The sequence below is a fragment of the Falsiroseomonas oleicola genome (assembly GCF_019029495.1).
In the GTDB taxonomy this organism is placed as follows: Bacteria; Pseudomonadota; Alphaproteobacteria; order Acetobacterales; family Acetobacteraceae; genus Falsiroseomonas; species Falsiroseomonas oleicola.
Genome location: NZ_JAERQM010000008.1, coordinates 1 through 15640, shown reverse-complemented (window position 1 = coordinate 15640; position 15640 = coordinate 1). Strand labels below are relative to the sequence as shown.

18 protein-coding genes are annotated in these 15640 nt (G+C 70.2%); 11 read left to right on the top strand and 7 right to left on the bottom strand.

All coding sequences use genetic code 11. The features are described 5' to 3' along the window. The first annotated feature begins 33 nt into the window (after window positions 1-33). On the top strand, window positions 34-867 hold the full coding sequence (locus JJQ90_RS22275; protein WP_216878486.1) for a ChaN family lipoprotein: 834 nt from the start codon (window positions 34-36) through the stop codon (window positions 865-867). Here the strand turns inward: JJQ90_RS22275 and JJQ90_RS22270 are convergent. The 3 genes from JJQ90_RS22270 to JJQ90_RS22260 form a co-directional block, all read right to left on the bottom strand. Continuing rightward, the gene (locus JJQ90_RS22270; RefSeq protein ID WP_216878485.1) at window positions 864-2057 is read right to left on the bottom strand and encodes a class I SAM-dependent methyltransferase; all 1194 of its coding nucleotides are present in this window, start codon (window positions 2055-2057) and stop codon (window positions 864-866) included. The genes JJQ90_RS22275 and JJQ90_RS22270 overlap by 4 nt on opposite strands. A gap of 157 nt (window positions 2058-2214) precedes the next feature. Beyond that, window positions 2215-2937 (bottom strand): haloacid dehalogenase type II, encoded by a 723-nt coding sequence (locus JJQ90_RS22265; RefSeq protein ID WP_216878484.1) that lies wholly within the window; start codon window positions 2935-2937, stop codon window positions 2215-2217. A gap of 72 nt (window positions 2938-3009) precedes the next feature. Next, window positions 3010-3345 (bottom strand): GIY-YIG nuclease family protein, encoded by a 336-nt coding sequence (locus tag JJQ90_RS22260; protein WP_216878483.1) that lies wholly within the window; start codon window positions 3343-3345, stop codon window positions 3010-3012. A 92-nt stretch (window positions 3346-3437) separates the two neighbouring features. On the opposite strand from JJQ90_RS22260, the gene JJQ90_RS22255 reads away from it, so the two are divergent. Then, window positions 3438-3998, top strand: a complete 561-nt coding sequence (locus tag JJQ90_RS22255; protein WP_216878482.1) for a DUF2239 family protein — start codon at window positions 3438-3440, stop codon at window positions 3996-3998. Here JJQ90_RS22255 and JJQ90_RS22250 read toward each other — a convergent pair whose 3' ends face one another. After that, the gene (locus JJQ90_RS22250) at window positions 3999-4892 is read right to left on the bottom strand and encodes an isocitrate lyase/PEP mutase family protein (protein WP_216878481.1); all 894 of its coding nucleotides are present in this window, start codon (window positions 4890-4892) and stop codon (window positions 3999-4001) included. Window positions 4893-4907: 15 nt separating this feature from the next. Beyond that, window positions 4908-5996 carry an Ldh family oxidoreductase gene (locus JJQ90_RS22245; RefSeq protein WP_216878480.1) on the bottom strand — a complete coding sequence of 363 codons (1089 nt, stop codon included), beginning with the start codon at window positions 5994-5996 and terminating at the stop codon, window positions 4908-4910. Between the two features lie 214 nt (window positions 5997-6210). Here JJQ90_RS22245 and JJQ90_RS22240 point away from each other — a divergent pair, with 214 nt between their 5' ends. The 4 genes from JJQ90_RS22240 to JJQ90_RS22225 all read left to right on the top strand — a co-directional run bounded on the left by JJQ90_RS22240 (window position 6211) and on the right by JJQ90_RS22225 (window position 8978). Then, window positions 6211-6390 (top strand): hypothetical protein, encoded by a 180-nt coding sequence (locus JJQ90_RS22240; protein WP_216878479.1) that lies wholly within the window; start codon window positions 6211-6213, stop codon window positions 6388-6390. A gap of 78 nt (window positions 6391-6468) precedes the next feature. Next, window positions 6469-6705 (top strand): hypothetical protein, encoded by a 237-nt coding sequence (locus tag JJQ90_RS22235; RefSeq protein ID WP_216878478.1) that lies wholly within the window; start codon window positions 6469-6471, stop codon window positions 6703-6705. A 120-nt stretch (window positions 6706-6825) separates the two neighbouring features. Beyond that, a complete protein-coding gene (locus tag JJQ90_RS22230; protein ID WP_230410905.1) occupies window positions 6826-8379 on the top strand; it encodes a L,D-transpeptidase family protein in 1554 nt (517 codons plus the stop codon). Further along, window positions 8379-8978 (top strand): DUF882 domain-containing protein, encoded by a 600-nt coding sequence (locus JJQ90_RS22225; RefSeq protein WP_216878477.1) that lies wholly within the window; start codon window positions 8379-8381, stop codon window positions 8976-8978. Before JJQ90_RS22230 ends, JJQ90_RS22225 begins: the two co-directional genes overlap by 1 nt. Window positions 8979-9152: 174 nt before the next feature. Here JJQ90_RS22225 and JJQ90_RS22220 read toward each other — a convergent pair whose 3' ends face one another. Continuing rightward, complete coding sequence (locus JJQ90_RS22220) at window positions 9153-10082, bottom strand: LysR family transcriptional regulator (protein ID WP_216878476.1); 930 nt, start codon at window positions 10080-10082, stop codon at window positions 9153-9155. A 22-nt stretch (window positions 10083-10104) separates the two neighbouring features. On the opposite strand from JJQ90_RS22220, the gene JJQ90_RS22215 reads away from it, so the two are divergent. Beyond that, window positions 10105-10434: a DUF1127 domain-containing protein gene (locus JJQ90_RS22215; RefSeq protein WP_216878475.1), complete on the top strand. Its 330-nt coding sequence runs from the start codon at window positions 10105-10107 to the stop codon at window positions 10432-10434. Between the two features lie 9 nt (window positions 10435-10443). Here the strand turns inward: JJQ90_RS22215 and JJQ90_RS22210 are convergent, their stop codons facing one another. After that, on the bottom strand, window positions 10444-10863 hold the full coding sequence (locus tag JJQ90_RS22210) for a septal ring lytic transglycosylase RlpA family protein (RefSeq protein WP_230410904.1): 420 nt from the start codon (window positions 10861-10863) through the stop codon (window positions 10444-10446). Between the two features lie 624 nt (window positions 10864-11487). Between JJQ90_RS22210 and JJQ90_RS22205 the strand changes: the two genes are divergently transcribed. The 4 genes from JJQ90_RS22205 (at window position 11488) to JJQ90_RS22190 (ending at window position 15248) form a co-directional block, all read left to right on the top strand. Then, complete coding sequence (locus JJQ90_RS22205) at window positions 11488-11931, top strand: hypothetical protein (RefSeq protein ID WP_216878474.1); 444 nt, start codon at window positions 11488-11490, stop codon at window positions 11929-11931. Window positions 11932-12010: 79 nt separating this feature from the next. Continuing rightward, window positions 12011-13147: an MFS transporter gene (locus tag JJQ90_RS22200; protein ID WP_216878473.1), complete on the top strand. Its 1137-nt coding sequence runs from the start codon at window positions 12011-12013 to the stop codon at window positions 13145-13147. A gap of 71 nt (window positions 13148-13218) precedes the next feature. Beyond that, complete coding sequence (locus JJQ90_RS22195; RefSeq protein WP_216878472.1) at window positions 13219-14190, top strand: tripartite tricarboxylate transporter substrate binding protein; 972 nt, start codon at window positions 13219-13221, stop codon at window positions 14188-14190. Window positions 14191-14276: 86 nt separating this feature from the next. Continuing rightward, the gene (locus JJQ90_RS22190) at window positions 14277-15248 is read left to right on the top strand and encodes a Bug family tripartite tricarboxylate transporter substrate binding protein (RefSeq protein WP_230410903.1); all 972 of its coding nucleotides are present in this window, start codon (window positions 14277-14279) and stop codon (window positions 15246-15248) included. Window positions 15249-15640 lie beyond the last annotated feature (392 nt).

The following is a 15640-nucleotide window of genomic DNA, read 5'->3' as shown; positions in this document are numbered from 1 at the left end:
AATGAGAGTCATTCGCATGAATGAGGCAGAGCCATGACCGCCATTCCGCATCCGCTGGCCCGCTGGATGGACCCCACCACCGGCGCGCTGCTCGATCCCGCCGTGCTGATGCGCGACCTGGCAGGCCGGCAGGCGGTGCTGCTGGGGGAGACGCATGACGTCGCGGAAATCCATCGCTGGCAGCTTCAGGTGACCACCTGCCTGCATCTGCTGCGGCCGAACATGGCGGTGGGGTTCGAGATGTTCCCACGCCGGCTTCAGCCGGTGCTGGACCGCTGGGTGGCCGGCGGCCTGCGCACCGCGGATTTCCTGCGGGAGGCGGAGTGGGAGACGGTCTGGGGCTTCCCGCCCGAAATCTACCTGCCGATCTTCCACTTCTGCCGCCAGCAGGGCGTCCGCATGCTGGCGCTGAACTGCTATCGCCCGCTGGTGACGCAGATCGGCAAGGAAGGCTGGGATTCGGTGCCGGAGGCGGAGCGGGACGGCATGACCCCGGCCGCCGCGCCCACCCCCGGCCATCGTGACTACATCGCCTGGCTGACCGGCCGTCCCGCCGCCGATATCTCCGACCGCTTCCTGCGCGCCCAGCAGGTCTGGGACCGCGCCTTCGCCTGCAACATCGCGCAGGCGATCGCGGCGGCGGAGGCTGCGCCGCCGCTGGTTGTGGGGATCATCGGCCGCGGCCATCTCGACTTCGGCCATGGCACGCCGCACCAGCTTCGCGACCTCGGCATCACCGATGTCGCCGTGCTGGCGACCACCGAGGCGGCCGAGATGAACACGGCGGAGATGGCTGGCATCGCCGAGGCGGTGTTCCGCATCGACCCGCCGGAGGACCGGGCGGTTCGGGTGCCGAAGGCGGCTTAGGCTTTTCGCGCCAGCAGACAAAAGCCGAGCGCATCCTCCGGCCCGGCGCGGCGGCCGAGGCGCCGGGCGGCCTCGATGAATTCCGGCTCCTCCTCCAACGCCGCCAGCCCTGGCGCGGCGCCGGGCAGGGCCCAGCCGGGGGAGACGAACAGGCCATCGGCGCGCTGCACCGCCAGGCCCGCGGCGCGCAGCATGCCCGTCAGCTCCGCCACGCCGAAGCCCAGCGGGGGCACGGGAAGACCCAACCGGCGCTGGGCGCGCAGGAACAGGCTGTCGCGGTTCATCGCGCTGACCATCAGCCGGCCACCGCGCGCCAGCACCCGCGCGGCCTCGGCCAAAGCGGCGGCGGGCTCGGCGAGCATGTCCAGGCTGTCGATCAGCAGCGCCGTGTCGAAGCTGGATTCGGGAAAATCCAGCCGGGCCGCATCCATCCGGGCGAAGGCGAAGCGCGGCAGCCCGGCATGCCGGGCGGCGGCCTCGGCCAGCGCGGCCTCGGCGATATCGATGCCGGTGATCCGCGCCGCGTCGGGCAGCAGCGCGCCCAGCCGGCCCTGGCCGCAGGCGATGTCGAGCACCGCTTCCTCCGCCGCCGGGCCGAGGTAGTCGGCGATCAGCCAGTCCAGCTCCGCCTGGAAGGCCGCCTCCCGCCGCGTGCCGGGCACGCCGCCCGGGATCAGCCAGGGGCGGGGCGGGGCCGGGGCGGGCCGGGATGGCGGGCGGGGCGCGCGGGGCGGCGGGGTCATGGCGGGGGCAGGCAGGGGCGCTGCGGGGGGGGGCGGCTCCGGCTCGTCCAGCGCCAGGAAAAGGGGTTCGGGCTCCGGCGCCGCTTCGGGCGGCAGTGCGGCCAGATTGGCGGCGAAGGCACGAACATGGTCGGTTTCCGTCAGGTCCGGCTGATCGGGCTGCGGCTTGGTGACGAAGACGACGAAGACCGGGTTGGCGAAGACCGGCCGCGCCTGCCGCACCACGGCATCCAGGAAGCTCCGGGGGATACGGTCCAGCTCGCCCTTATGGGTCACCACCCAGCGGTAGTCGCCCGGCGGGCGGCCGGCGGCGGTGGCGAAACGCTCGGCCCGGGGGATCGCCCAGCGGAAGGGGTCCGGCGCCAGCACCCGGTCGGAGGGGGCGAGTTGCCCCCTCAGGAACTCCGCGGTTTCGGCCCAGGCGGCATCATCATGGGGGAAGGACATGCGGTATCGGGGGCCTGTCTGCGCTGCTGGAGCGTGATGCGTTCACCTTCGTTCACGCAGCACGTTCCAACCTTTTGTTTGGTCGCGTGATTCAGACCTCCGGTGCCTTCGCACCTTCGGTCATCATGCTCCAGTGTCGCGGCGCGACAGGTCTTAATCAAGCCGGGCCGCAGCCCAGCGCATCGGCCAGCGCCGGGAAGTCCGCCGCGACGAAATCCCAATCCTGGTCGGGGCCGAAATCCTTGTCCTGGTGCGGACCGTACTCCCTGGGGCGCGGGACGAAGGCGGTGCGGAAGCCGACCCTGCGCGCCGCCGCCAGATCGTTGTTATGCGCCGCCACCAGCATGCATTCCGCCGGCGCCAGGCCGAGGATCTCGGCGGTGTTGAGATAGGCGGCCGGGCTCGGCTTGTAGGCCCGCGCCACCTCCGCCCCCAGGATCGCGTCCCAGGGCAGGCCGGCGCGTTTCGCGACATTCAGCATCAGCGCGATATTGCCGTTGGACAGCGGCGCGATGATGAAGCGGGTCTTCAGCCGCCGCAGCCCCTCGACGCTGTCGGGCCAGGGGTCCAGCCGGTGCCAGGCCTTGTTCAGATGATCCAGCACGGGCTCCGCCAGCGCCGCCGGGTCGATGCCGTGGTCGCGCAGCACCGCCTCCAGGTTCTCGCGATGCAGGATGTCGAGCCGGGTGAAGGGCCGCGCGCCGCTGCGCACCGCCTCCATCGCCGGCTGGTAGCGGCGGCGCCAGGCATGGGCGAAGTCGGCGGGGTCGGTGCCGGGGGCATGTTCCGCCAGGAAGGGCGCCACCTCCCGCGCCACCGATGTGCGCCAGTCGACGACGGTGCCGAAGACGTCGAACAGCAGGGCGCGCGGCTGGTCCATGGGCGATGTCCTCTTCGGGTTTCCTCCGGCCCAGACTGCCGCGCCGGCAAGGCCCTGGCGACCCCATCCGGGTCAGATCGGCTCCGCCCCCAGCGCTGCCGCCCAATGGGCCAGCCGGGCCTTCAGGGCGCGGTCGCGGTCATCGGCCGAAAGATCGGTCGGCAGGGCTTCCAGCACCTCGAAGCGAAAGGCCTCGGCGCCATGCGTCGCGCAGGCCTCGCGCAGGGAGCCATGGGGCATGGCGCCCTGGCGCAGGGTGAAAGCCATGCGGTTCCAGATGGTCGAGACGTCCGGCGCGCGGCCGACCCAGCGGCGCGCCGCCGCAGGGCAATGCAGGGCGTAGATGCCCGGGGTGACCTTCCGCTCCCGCCAGGCGTCGGCCGCCGCCTTCCGTTCCGCCCTTTGCATCGCCGCCCGATCCTTTTCCGTGACCAGGGTGGTAGCGGCCGGACGTCGGATGGTCAATAATACCCGGGTAAAATTACAGATGGCTCAGCCCCATGTCGCCGCCACGCCTTTGCACCGCCTTCATCGATACCCACCGCCTTGCGGGCGGCCCGGCCCCCCTGGTCGCCCTGGCGGTGCGGGAGGCGCTGCGACGCGATCCCCTGGCGCCTGTCCTGGTGTTCGACGATGCCACCGGGGAAGCGGTGGATTTCGACCTGCGCGGCACGGAGGCGGAGATGCTGGCCCGCCTGGCCCCGCCGCCGGCGGAGGAGGCCCCTGCGCGCGGCCGCGGCCGGCCGCGTCTCGGCGTGACGGCGCGGGAGGTGACGCTGCTGCCGCAGCAATGGGCCTGGCTCGCCGCACAGCCGGGCGGTGCCTCCGTCGTGCTGCGTCGGTTGGTGGAGGCAGCGCGCCGGGCTGATGACGGCCCTGCGCGCGCCCGGGCGGCGCAGGCTGCCGCCTATCGCTTCACCTCCGCCATCGCCGGCAATTTTGCGGGCTTCGAGGAGGCGGCGCGGGCTTTGTTCGCAGCGGATCTTGCCGGGTTCGAGGCCCGCATGGCGGGCTGGCCCGAGGATGTCCGCGCCCACGCCATGGCGCTGGCGCGGGGATGACTATTCCGCGGCCTTGGGCAGGTTGCCGGCGGCCTCGGCCCATTTACGGTCGAAGTCCCAGACATCCGGGAAGCCCATCAGCTCGCACATCTTGGCGAAGTTGTAGTCGGCATTGACCGACATGTTGTTGGAATGGCCGTCCGCCTTGAGCTGGCCATAGGCCTTCTCGAGCGCCGCCGCGACGGTCAGGAAGCCGACCGCCGGGTAGATGGCGATGCGGTAGCCCATGGCATGCAGCCGGTCCGCCGGGACGATCGGCGTGCGGCCGCCCTCGACCATATTGGCAAACAGCGGCTTCTTGATGCGCTTGCCCACCTCGGCCATCTCGGCCTCGCTTTCGGGGCTTTCGATGAAGATCACATCGGCCCCGGCCTCCGCGAACATCTGGCCGCGACGGATCGCCTCATCGAGGCCGAGCGAGGTCCGCGCATCGGTGCGGGCGATGATGAGGAAGTCCTCGCTGCGGCGGGTCTCGGCGGCGACGCGGATCTTCAGCGCCATCTCCTCCGCCGGGATCACCTTGCGGCCGGGTGTGTGGCCGCATTTCTTCGGCACTTCCTGGTCTTCGAGCTGGATGCCGGTGACGCCGGCATCCTCATAGCCGCGCACGGTGTGGCGCACGTTCAGCAGGCCGCCATAGCCGGTATCGGCATCGGCGATCACCGGCGTCTTGCAGCCCCGGGCGATGGTGCCCATGCGGCCGACCATGTCGGTATAGGTGGCGATGCCGGCATCCGGCAGGCCGAGATGCGATGCCGTCACCCCGAAGCCGGTGGCGTAGAGCGCCCGAAAGCCCATGCCATCCGCGACCTTGGCGGAGATCATGTCGAACACGCCCGGGGCGAGGATGAATTCATCGGCGGCGAGCGCCTGGCGCAGACTGGGATGGGCCATGGGTCGGGGTTCCTGTCAGGCTTCGGTCAGAAGGAAGGGCAGGCCGGCGCGTTCGCAGATCCCGCGGATCTGCTGTTCCAGCCCGGCCGGGATGGGGATGCCATGGGCGCCGCGGTCGGCATGCTCGGCGCGTTCCGGGTCGCCGGGGACCAGCACGGGCTGGGCAGGGTCGGCCGGCGGGGTGGCGCGGAGCACGTCGATGGCGGCGTCCATATCCGTCTCGAAGGCACCGGCCGCGCGGAAGGCCGTGGGATCGATGGCCAGCATGAAATGGCCGATATCGTCTGGGTCCTCCGGCCGCTGGGTCTTCACCCGGATCGGGGAGAAGCTGGCGCCGGACAAGGTCGCGCCGAGGATATGCGCCATCAGCCCCAGGCCGTAGCCCTTGTGGCTGGCCATGTCCGGCGTGCCGCCGACCGGGGAGAGGCCACCCTCCGGCTTCTCGAACACCTGGGCCACGGCGGCGGCGCCTTCGGTGACGGGCTGGCCCTGGCCATCCATCACCCAGCCGGCCGGGATCGGCTTGTTGCGCAGCGCCTTGGCCTTCACCTTGTTCGCCGCCGCCGTGGTGGTCGCCATGTCCAGCACCACCGGCGGCTGTTCACGGGCGGGGGCGGCGAAGGCGATGGGGTTGGTGCCCAGCACCGGCACTGCGCCATGGGTCGGCACCATCGCCATGGTGCGGGTGCCGCTGGTAACCAGGCCGAGGCAGCCCTGTTGTGCGGCCAGCTTCACATACCAGCCCGCGGCGCCGAAATGGTGGCTGTTGCGCACCGCGACGGCGCCGATGCCGAAGCGCTTCGCGCGGGCAATCGCCTCGCGCATCGCGAAGGCGGCCGCCGGATGGCCGAGGCCGGCGCCGCCATCCACCAGGGCCACCGCGCCATTGTCGCGCTCGATCCGCGGCCTTGCGTCCAGCTTCACCTGGCCGGCGCGGCGCATGCCCTCATAGCTCGCCAGCATGCCGATGCCGTGGCTGTCGACGCCGGCGAGGTCGGTGTCCAGCATCACCTCCGCCGTCTGCGCCGCCAGATCCTCCGGCATGCCCCAGGCCCCGAGAATGGCCAGGATCTGTGCCCTGACGCTGTCCGCACTCGCCCGCATGGTCTTGTCGTTTCCCCGCATCGCTGTCGCGGCCGAAGGGGTGGACCGGGGCGGGCGCGGCGTCAATCGGCCGGGCGCGCGGCCACACCATATAGGAACGATTCGACAACAATTGTATCCCGTCATCGGCGCTGGTAGCCTTGTGCCCGCTTGCTTCCAGAAGGGAGGTGCGGCGATGTCCGGTCGGCAACCCGATGCAGACGAGGCCAGGCGAATGGCGGAGGCCGCGCCGCGCGACCCCTTCGCCCATGCCGAGTTGCCGCAGCGACCGACCTTTCTGCCGGAGGAGGCGGAACCTTCCGGAAATCGCTCGGAGATCTGGGCCACTCTGAAGGGTCTCGCCTTGGCGGCAGGCGCGATTTTTTTACTGAGCTGGCTGCTGACTTCGCTGTAGCCGCTGCGTTGGAGCTTTCGATCAGGTCGTGAGGTCGCCGCCTGGCGTCCTCCGCCACATGAACGGAAGGAGCCATCGATGCCGTCAGACACCACGCAAGACCTTCCCCCGAAGCGTCATGCCGCGCCGCCAGTCCTGCCGCCCTCCCAGCGCAATCCGTTCAATCCGCGGGTGCCCACGACGCAGCGGCCGATCTTCCATCCGGAGGAGGGTGAAAGCCGGGGGGATGGGCTGGCGGCCGCCGGGTCGGGCCTGATCGTGCTCGCGGTGGCGGGCGTTCTCGCCTGGCTGGTCTACCTGACCTTTGGCGGCTGAGTCGTATCGGGCCGGGGTTGTGCCGGGCAGGGGCGGTGAAGGCCGTGCCCCTCGGGTCACGCAACGCGACGAAACCCTTATGCGTTTGCAACCCTGACGGCGCTTCGGTATTTCAGCTTCATGCAGATCCAACGCCGGCCGCTTTTCGCCGCAGCCCTCGCCCTGGTCGCAGCACCAGCCGCGGCGCAGATGCGCCCTGTGAACCTTCCGGTGTCGGAGCCCGTCGCCAATCCAGGCTTCGCCCCGCTGCCGCCCACCGACGCGCTGCTGCGCCTGGTGGACCGGCTGTTGCGGCTGGAGGAGGACGGGCTGGACCCGGCGCATTACGCCATACCGGACAGCACCCTGGCGGCCAGCGACCCGGCGGCCTACCGCGCGGCCCTGCACGCCGCCTCGGCCGCCGCGATGTCCGACCTGCTGCTCGGCCGGGTGCGCAGCATGCCGGGCCGACCGGATTTCCGGCGTGACCCGGCGCTGATCGGCCTCGATACCTGGCTGATGGAACTGGCGACCACGCCCGACCCGGCGGCGTTGCTGGACCGTGCGGCGCTGCTGCCGCGCAATGCCGCCGCGCTGAAGGCGGAACTGGCCCGGCAGCGACAGATCGCCAGCCGCCCCTGGTCGCCGATTCCGGGCGAGTCGACGATTGATCCCGGCATGGTCGATTCGCTGCGGGTGCCGCTGCTGCGCGCCCGCCTTGCGGTGGAGGACCCGGTGCTGGCCGCCGCGCCCGATGCCGGCAGCCTCTATGACCCGGTGCTGGAGGAGGCGGTGCGCCGCTGGCAGGCGATGAACGGGCTCCAGGTCGATGGCCGCGTCGGCCGTATCACCATCGGCCTGCTCAACCGCCCCCTGACGGCCCGCGTCGACCAACTTCGCGTCGCGCTGGACATGGCCCGCGCCCAGCCGCCGGCCTCCGCCGAGCGACGGGTGGATGTGAACGTGCCAGATTATCGCCTTCGGGTGGTGGAGGGCGAGCGCGAGATCCTGGCCATGGACGTGATCGTCGGCCGTCCCGACCGCGCCACCCCGATGATGGCGGTGCGGCTGACGGCGATCCAGTTCAACCCGCCCTGGGGCGTGCCGGAGCGCAATGCGCGGGAAGACCTGCTGCCGCGCTTCCGCCGCGACCCGCAGGCGATGATGGAACGCGGCTTCCGGGTGTTCTCTGTGGTGGGTGGGGAGCGGATGGAGATCGATCCGCGCACCATCGACTGGTCCAGCATCAATGGCCGGCGCTTCCCCTATTTCGTGCGGCAGGATGCGGGCGATTCCAGCGCGCTCGGCCGGCTGAAGTTCATCATGCCGAACAATGAGGACATCTTCCTGCACGACACCCCGGATCGGCACCTGTTCCGCCGGCCCGACCGCGCCTTCTCCTCCGGCTGCATCCGGCTGGCGGAGCCGAATGCGCTGATGTCGACGCTGCTGGAGGGGACCGCGGGTTGGAACCTGTCCCGCGCGGAACGGGCTCTGGCCAGCCGTGGCACCAGCGTGGTGTCGCTCGGCCGCAGCCTTCCGGTGCGGCTGCACTACAACACCGTGATGGTGGAAGCCGGTGGCCGGGTGCGAATCCGGCCGGACATCTATCGCCTGGACGCGGCCTATGCCCGTGCCATGGCGAATGCACCGCGGCCCCAGGTCGCGGGGCTCGCACGGCAGGCCGCCCGCTGATGCGGATTCCCCATGGCGGTCTCTGGTCCGGTGCCTGCCCCTGCTGCGGGGAAGCCGGGCTGGTGCCGGTGGAGGCGGTGCCGCGGCGTGGTGTGCTGGCGGCGGTGATCGCCGGTGTCGGTGTGGCGGCGGCCGGGCCGGTGGCGGCGCAGGGCGCGACGCGCAGCCTGCGGGTGCGACGGCAGGTGACCAATGACAGCTTCTCCGGCGTCTATTTCCGCAATGGTCGCTATGACCGGGAGGCGCTGCGCCAGCTCGACGTGGTGTTCCGCGACCTGTCGCGCGCCGAGACCACGCCGATGGACCCACGCCTGTTCGATGTGATGTCCACGGTGGCCCAGCGCATGGACGCGGATGAGGCCTTCGAAGTGGTCAGCGGCTACCGCACGCCGGAAACCAATGCCGGCAATGCCAGCCGCAGCCGCCGCGTCTCCCGTGTTTCGCTGCACATGTCGGGCATGGCGGCGGATTGCCGGCTGCCCGGAAGGTCCAGCCTGCAGATGGCCCGGCTGGCGGCGGATATGCGCCTGGGCGGGGTCGGGCTGTATCAGCGCGACGGCTTCGTCCACCTGGATTGCGGGCCGGTCCGGCGCTGGTAGGGCGCTGAGAGACCGTTTGAGAACACTGGCGGGTCGGCTTCGCGGCGCTTTTGCGCCACCGCGGCGTTACGAAACTTGCCGATGCAATTAGCATCGGCGGCGTTCCGTGCCTTGCGGTGACGTAAAATCACCTGCGAATCCTCAGCCGCCCGCATTCTCAAACGGTCTCTGACCTCACGCCGCCAGCACCACGGGTGACTCGGCGGCGCGGCGGAAACCCTCCTGGATATGTTCGGCCAGGGTGTCCACGGCCGGCACGCCGAGGGCGGATTCGTGGCGCAGCAGCAGGATGCCCATATCCGGCAGCGGCGGCAGCGCCTCTGCCTCACCCAGCCAGGCAAGGCCGACGGGCAGGGTGGTCGGGGTGCTGACGGTGAGGGCCAGCCCCGCCAGGGCGACGGTGAAGCAGCCAGTCTGGGTGGCGGAGTTGTAGGTGACGCGGCAGTCGCGCCCGGCGGCGCGCAGGCTGGCCAGCGCGGCCTCACGCCAGGCGCAGGCGAATTCGGGGCGGGCCGGGTTCATGCTCGGCCGGGACAGGGCCAGGGGCAGCGGGTCCCGGCGATGCAGCCCGTGGGTCGGGCTGCCGACCCAGCGCAGCGGGCCGCGCCAGATGCGCTGGGCCGCCACGCCGGGCGGCTCCTGGCCCTCACTGACCAGGGTGAGGTCGAGCTGGCCCTGGCGGAACTGCTCCACCAGCACATCCGAATTCAGGCAGGTGACGTCCAGCTCCACCGCCGGATGCGCTTCCGCGAAGCGGGCCAGGATGCCTGGCAGCCAGTTCAGGGCGTAGTCGTCGGGCGTGCCCAGGCGCACCGAGCCGACCATCGGGGGGGCGCGGAAATTGGTGATGATCTCGTCATTCAGCGCCAGCAGGTCGCGGGCGCGGTCCAGCAGCCAGGCCCCCTGCGGGGTCGGCTGCACACCCTTCGAGGTGCGGACCAGAAGGGTCTGGCCCAGCATCTGCTCCAGCCGGCGGATCTGCATGGAGACGGCGGATTGCGTCCGGCCCACCCGGTCGGCCGCGCGGGTGAAGGAGCGGCCCTCGGCGATGAGGACGAAGGCGCGCAGCAGGTCGGGGTCGAGGGCGGGGGGCAGGGGGGCCATAAGGCGAGCATCAGCGACATTGATGCTTCACGTCAACATTAGTCGTTTTACTGATCCCTTGGCGCGACCGATCCTTCCCACCGATGGATTGGTAGAAGGATATCCCGACATGTCCGGCTTTTCGCTTTCGCGGGGCGGCGTGCGGCGCACAGCCCAAGCCCCTTCGCGCCAGGATGGTCTGCCCGCGCGTGGCTGGGCCGACCGGATCGCGATGATGCTGCACGCGATGACCACCCGCCGGCACCTGGCGGCGATGGACGACCGGATGCTGAAGGATATCGGCGTCAGCCGGTCCGAGGCACTCCAGGAATCGTCACGGGCGCCCTGGGACACGGGTCCCCGCGCCCAATAGGACCGGAGGTCAGCGGGCGGAAGCCTCAGCGACTTCCTCATAGGTGTCGATCTGGCCGAGGGGACGCACCACCACCTCGGCCAAACCGGCCCGGCGCATGCCCAACTCTTCCGCGATCCGGGGGGAGACGTCGATGATGCGGCCCCGGATGAAGGGCCCGCGGTCGGTGATGACCACGACTCGGCTCTCGCCGTTCCGGAGGTTCGTCACCTCGACCACTGTTCCAAAAGGAAAAGTGCGGTGCGCGGCGGTATTGGAATTGGGATTGAAACGGTCGCCATTGGCCATAGTGCGGCCGGTGAATTTATGATGGTAATAGGAAGCAATTCCGCGTTGCTGTGTGACCTCGAAGGCCTGGGACGGTATCGGCAAAGTCGCCAGCGCCAGAGCGGCCAGCAGCGCGAGGCGCCGCATGGGCAGGTTCGGCATGTCTTCTCCTCCTTCACGCCACCCCTTCTGGGGAATGGCCTCGCAGGCGCGGGCAGCGTCTGGCCGGTTGCGGAACCGGACCGAAACGGCACGAAAAAGCTGGCCGCCGGCGGGGTGCCGCGGTTGCCCATGCCTGTGGTGACGAGGCGGCGCGCCGGGGGGTGCGTCGCGGTGGTCATGTCGTCCGTTGGGGGCGACGACGTGTGCTATGGGCCGCAGGGGACGGTCCTGCGTCAAGCAATGATGCGCCGCGGGCTAGCCCGCGGGCGCGATCCGCTCAGAATCGACGCTTGTCGACGCAGTCGATAGGACGCCGAGCCTAAATATATCACGCATTTGTGATGATAGCTCCGATGATGGCGGCATTGTGGCGCAGGCTCCGAGCAGGAGTCCGGCCGCCAGTCCCAGGGCCAGGACGCCGAAAAGCCGTCCGGCCTCGACGGCAAACGATGCCAGTCGGTGATGCAGGGGTATCGATCTTTGCATGGGAACATCCTGTGCCGCATGGGGGGTGCGTCACCTTGGGACGACGGGCCTTGCCCATTCCTGAACGATGGCCGCAAGAATGTTTGCGAATGACTCGCAATTGCGGTAACCCGGAGTCCGTCAGGCAGGAGCGATTCCATGGCAACAACCGGCCTTCCCAACTGGCCCTGGACCGGCGCCGAGGCGGATGCCTTGCCCAATCCGGAGCGTCTGCTGATCGACGCCGCCCGCGCCTGGGCCGCCGCCGCCCGCCAGGGCCAGCCGGCCCTGCTGGCCCTGCGCCGGCTGCTGGCGACGGAGGATGCGATGTCCGCCGCCGAACCGCTGGATGCGCTGCTGCGCAGCCTGGCCCAGCATCCGCTGACGCTCGGCTGCCCGCTCTGCCCGCGCCTGGTGGGGGAGGAGCCGGTGCTGCTGCTGGCGGTCGCCTGCGCCCAGCGCGGCCCGCGGCGAGAGGCCCTGGCCTGCCTGCTGCGCCGGCTGCCGCCCTACCAGGCCTATGCCGCGACCTCGGCCGCCATTGCCCTGGGCTGCGCCTTCCGGCGTGCGGGGCTGAAGCTGGGCGATCCCTGGTCCATCTGAGCGCGACTTCCGGCCCGTCCTCCCGCATGCGATAGCCCCGGTCCCACAGGTCCGGTCGGGCGCCGATACGGGAGAGGGCATGGATCGCCGCATCTGGCTGCTGACCGGCGCGCAATTCGCCGCCGCCACCGGGGCCTATGCCTTTACCGGGCTGATCGCCCGCATGGCCGAGGACCTCGGCGTCAGCCTGGCCACCGCCGGGCAGCTCGCGGCCTTCTATGCGCTGACCTTCGCGCTGGCGGGGCCGCCGATTGCCGCCGCGACCGCGCGGCTCGACCGGCGCTGGCTGCTGACGGTCGGACTCGGGCTGGTGGGGCTGCTGAACCTGCTGACCGCCGCGGTGCCCGATTTCGGCACCGCGCTGGGTCTTCGGGTGGTGACCGCCCTGGCCGCCGCGCTTGTGCTGCCGGCGGTCGCGGCCTCCATGCTCGTGCCGCCCGAACAGCGGGGGCGCGCCATCGCCACGGTCATGGCGGGGCTGACCCTGGCCTTTTCGCTCGGCATCCCGCTCGGCACCGCGATCGGCGGCATGGTCGGCTGGCGTGGCACCTTCCTTTTCTCGGGTGTCCTGGCCGGGGTGGCGGCACTGGCGGTGCGGATCGGCCTGCCGCCACTGCCCAGCACCGACCGCGGCGGGGCCGGATCGCTGGGCATCGCGTTGAAACCGGCGGTCCTCGCCGTGCTCGGCACCAGCTTCCTGGCCTTCGCCGGCCTGTTCTGCATCGCCGCCTATCTCGGCCCGATCGTCACCGCGACCACGGGAATCGAGGGCTCGGGCATCGGCGCGGTGCAGGTCTTCGTGGGACTTGGCAGCCTGGTCGGCATCGGACTGGGCGGACGGATGGCGGAGCGGCGGGGGCCGGGGCTGCCCGTGGTCCTATATATCGTGCTCGCCCTGGCGCTGGTCGGTTATTCCGCGCTGCTCGCCGCGCCGGCGGCCTTCTGGCATGTCGGCCCGCTATGCCTGCTGGTCTTCCTGGGCTCGGCCAGCCTTTTCGCCCTGGCGCCGATGGTGCAGGCGCGGCTGATGGGTCTGGCGCCGCAGGATCGCTCCGTGGCCCTGGCGCTGAACGGCGCGGTGATCCTGGCGGGGCAGGGGGTAGGCGCGGGTTATGGCGGGCTGGTTCTGGCGACCGGCGGGCTGGCCTGGACCGGGCTGGCGGGGGCGATGCTGGCGCTCGCCGGGGCCGTGCTGGCCAGGCGCGCCTTTCGCTGAGGCTTTCCGCGCTTGCTTTCGGCCATGCCGCCATGCGGCAATGCCGAAAGGGAAACCGGAGACGTCACAAGATGCATCGCCGCACATTGCTGGCAGCGCCCGCTGCCGCGGCCCTGGCCATGCCGGGGCTTGCCCGCGCCCAGGGTTCCTGGCCGGAACGGCCGGTCCGGATCATCGTGCCCTACCCACCCGGCGGGTCGAACGACACGGTGGCGCGAATCCTCCAGCCCAAATTGACGGAGCTGCTCGGCCGGCCGGTGGTGGTGGAGAACCGGGCAGGGGCCTCCGGCTCGGTGGGCGCCTCGGAAACCGCGCGGGCGGCGCCGGATGGCCATACCTGGCTGCTGGCGAACGACACGCTGGCCACCAATGAGACGTTGATGCAGCTTCCCTACCGGGTGATGGAGGCGTTTTCCTTCTGCACCCTGGTCGGCACCTGCCCCTATGCGCTGGTGACCCACCCCTCCACCCCCTTCCAGAACTTCACCCAGATGGTGGCGGCGGCGAAGGCACGGCCGCAGACCCTGAACTACGCCACCACGGGGGTGGGCAGCGGGGCGCATATCGCCACGGTGCTGCTGCAGCAGCGCGGCGACTTCAAGCTGGAACACGTGCCCTATCGCGGCGGCGGACCCGCGCTGCAGGATGCCCTGGCCGGGCATGTGCCGCTGTTCATGTCGAACATCGTCATCATCCTGCCGCATATCCGCGCCGGGGCGCTGCGCCCGCTCGGCCTGACCCAGAAGACCGACAGCCGCTACCTGCCCGGCGTCGTGCCCTTCACCCGCCAGGGTTTTCCGGAGTTCGAGGCGCTGACCTATTGGCAGTTGGTTGGCCCCGCCGGGATCCCAGCGCCGATCCTCAACCGTATGCAGCAGGCAGTGAAGCAGGTGCTGGCGGAGGCGAATGTCCAGGCCCGCATGGCGGAGCAGGGGGCGGATATCGTCGGCTCCACCCCCGCCGAGACCGAGGCCTTCGTCCGATCGGAGATCGAGAAATGGGGGGCGGTGATCCGGGACAACGGTATCCGCGCGGATAGCTGAACGACCGGCGCGAAGGTTCAGGCTTGGCGAAGCCGCGACGCTGACCCTAACCTGTATGACGAAGAACAATGGGAGGGTTTCTGCAGATGATGCAGCGTCGCAAGTTGATCGCCTTGACCGCGGCCGGGCTCGCCGCGCCTTCCGTGCTGCGGGCACAGGGCGCCTGGCCGGAGCGGCCGATCCGGCTGATCGTGCCCTGGGCACCCGGTGGGTCCACCGACACGGTGGCACGCCTGTTCCAGCCTCGGCTGGCCGCCGTTCTGGGCCAGAACGTCATCATCGAGAACCGGGGCGGTGCCTCGGGGTCCATCGGCGCCTCCGAAATGGCGCGGGCGCCTGCCGATGGCAGCGCCTGGATGCTGGCCTATGACAATGAGGCGCCGAACCAGTCGCTGCTGCGCCTGAACTACAAGACGATGGAGGATCTGGTCCCGGTCAGCCTGGTGGCGACCGGCCCGCTGGTGATGACCGCCCATAAGGACACCCCCTTCCAGAACTTCCGGGAGGTGATGGAGGCGGCGAAGAAGGACCCGGACCGGCTCAACTACGCCACCTCCGGCGTCGGTGGCCTGGCGCATATCGCGACCACGCTGCTGCAACAGCAGAACGGCTTCCGGATGACCCATGTGCCCTATCGCGGCGGTGGGCCGGCCGTGACGGCGGCGATCGCGGGGGAAATTCCGCTGTTCATGACCAATGTGGTCATCGTCTCCCAGCATATCCGTGCCGGGACGCTGCGGCCGCTGGGCGTGACGACCCGAGGGGAGACGCGGCATGTGCCCGGAACCCAGAGCTTCGCGCAGCAGGGCTTCGGCAATTTCGAGGCACCGACCTGGTGGGCCTTCTTCGGCCGGACCGGCACGCCGCAGCCGATCGTCGACCGGATGCACGCCGCGCTGCGCCAGGTGTTGAACGAGCCGGAGGTGAAGGCGCGCATCGAGGAGCAGGGCTGCGACATCGTCGCCTCCTCCCCTGATGAGGCACGGAGCTTCGTGGGGGCGGAGATCGAGCGCTGGGGGGCGGTGATCCGCGAAAACAACATCCGGATGGATAGCTGAACCTTTTTCGCCGGAAAAAATGCAGGCTGATGACAGGGGCGGCCTGCCGGGGCCGCCCCTTTTGCGTGCCGAGGCCAGGGACTTCCTGGGGTTTTGGGGCGGGAGAGGGAGCGCAGAGGCCCATTTGACAGGGAGGCCCCCCGCCATTAGAAAGCGCCCACCGACGACGAGGCGGCCACTTGAAAGACGCGGAACACTCCGCTAGCTTCAACGGCCCGCCAAGGCGGAGGTAACCGGGACAGCAAGGGCTGGCCTCTCGAAAGAGGGATCGGCCACTTCGTCCCACCGCTCATTCAAACTGTGTATCTGTTGAGGGAAGAGTAATTAGCTGCTCTTTGGTCCTTGTATCGCTTGCTGATGATCCTGAGGGATTGTTGGTGATGGTGCGGGGG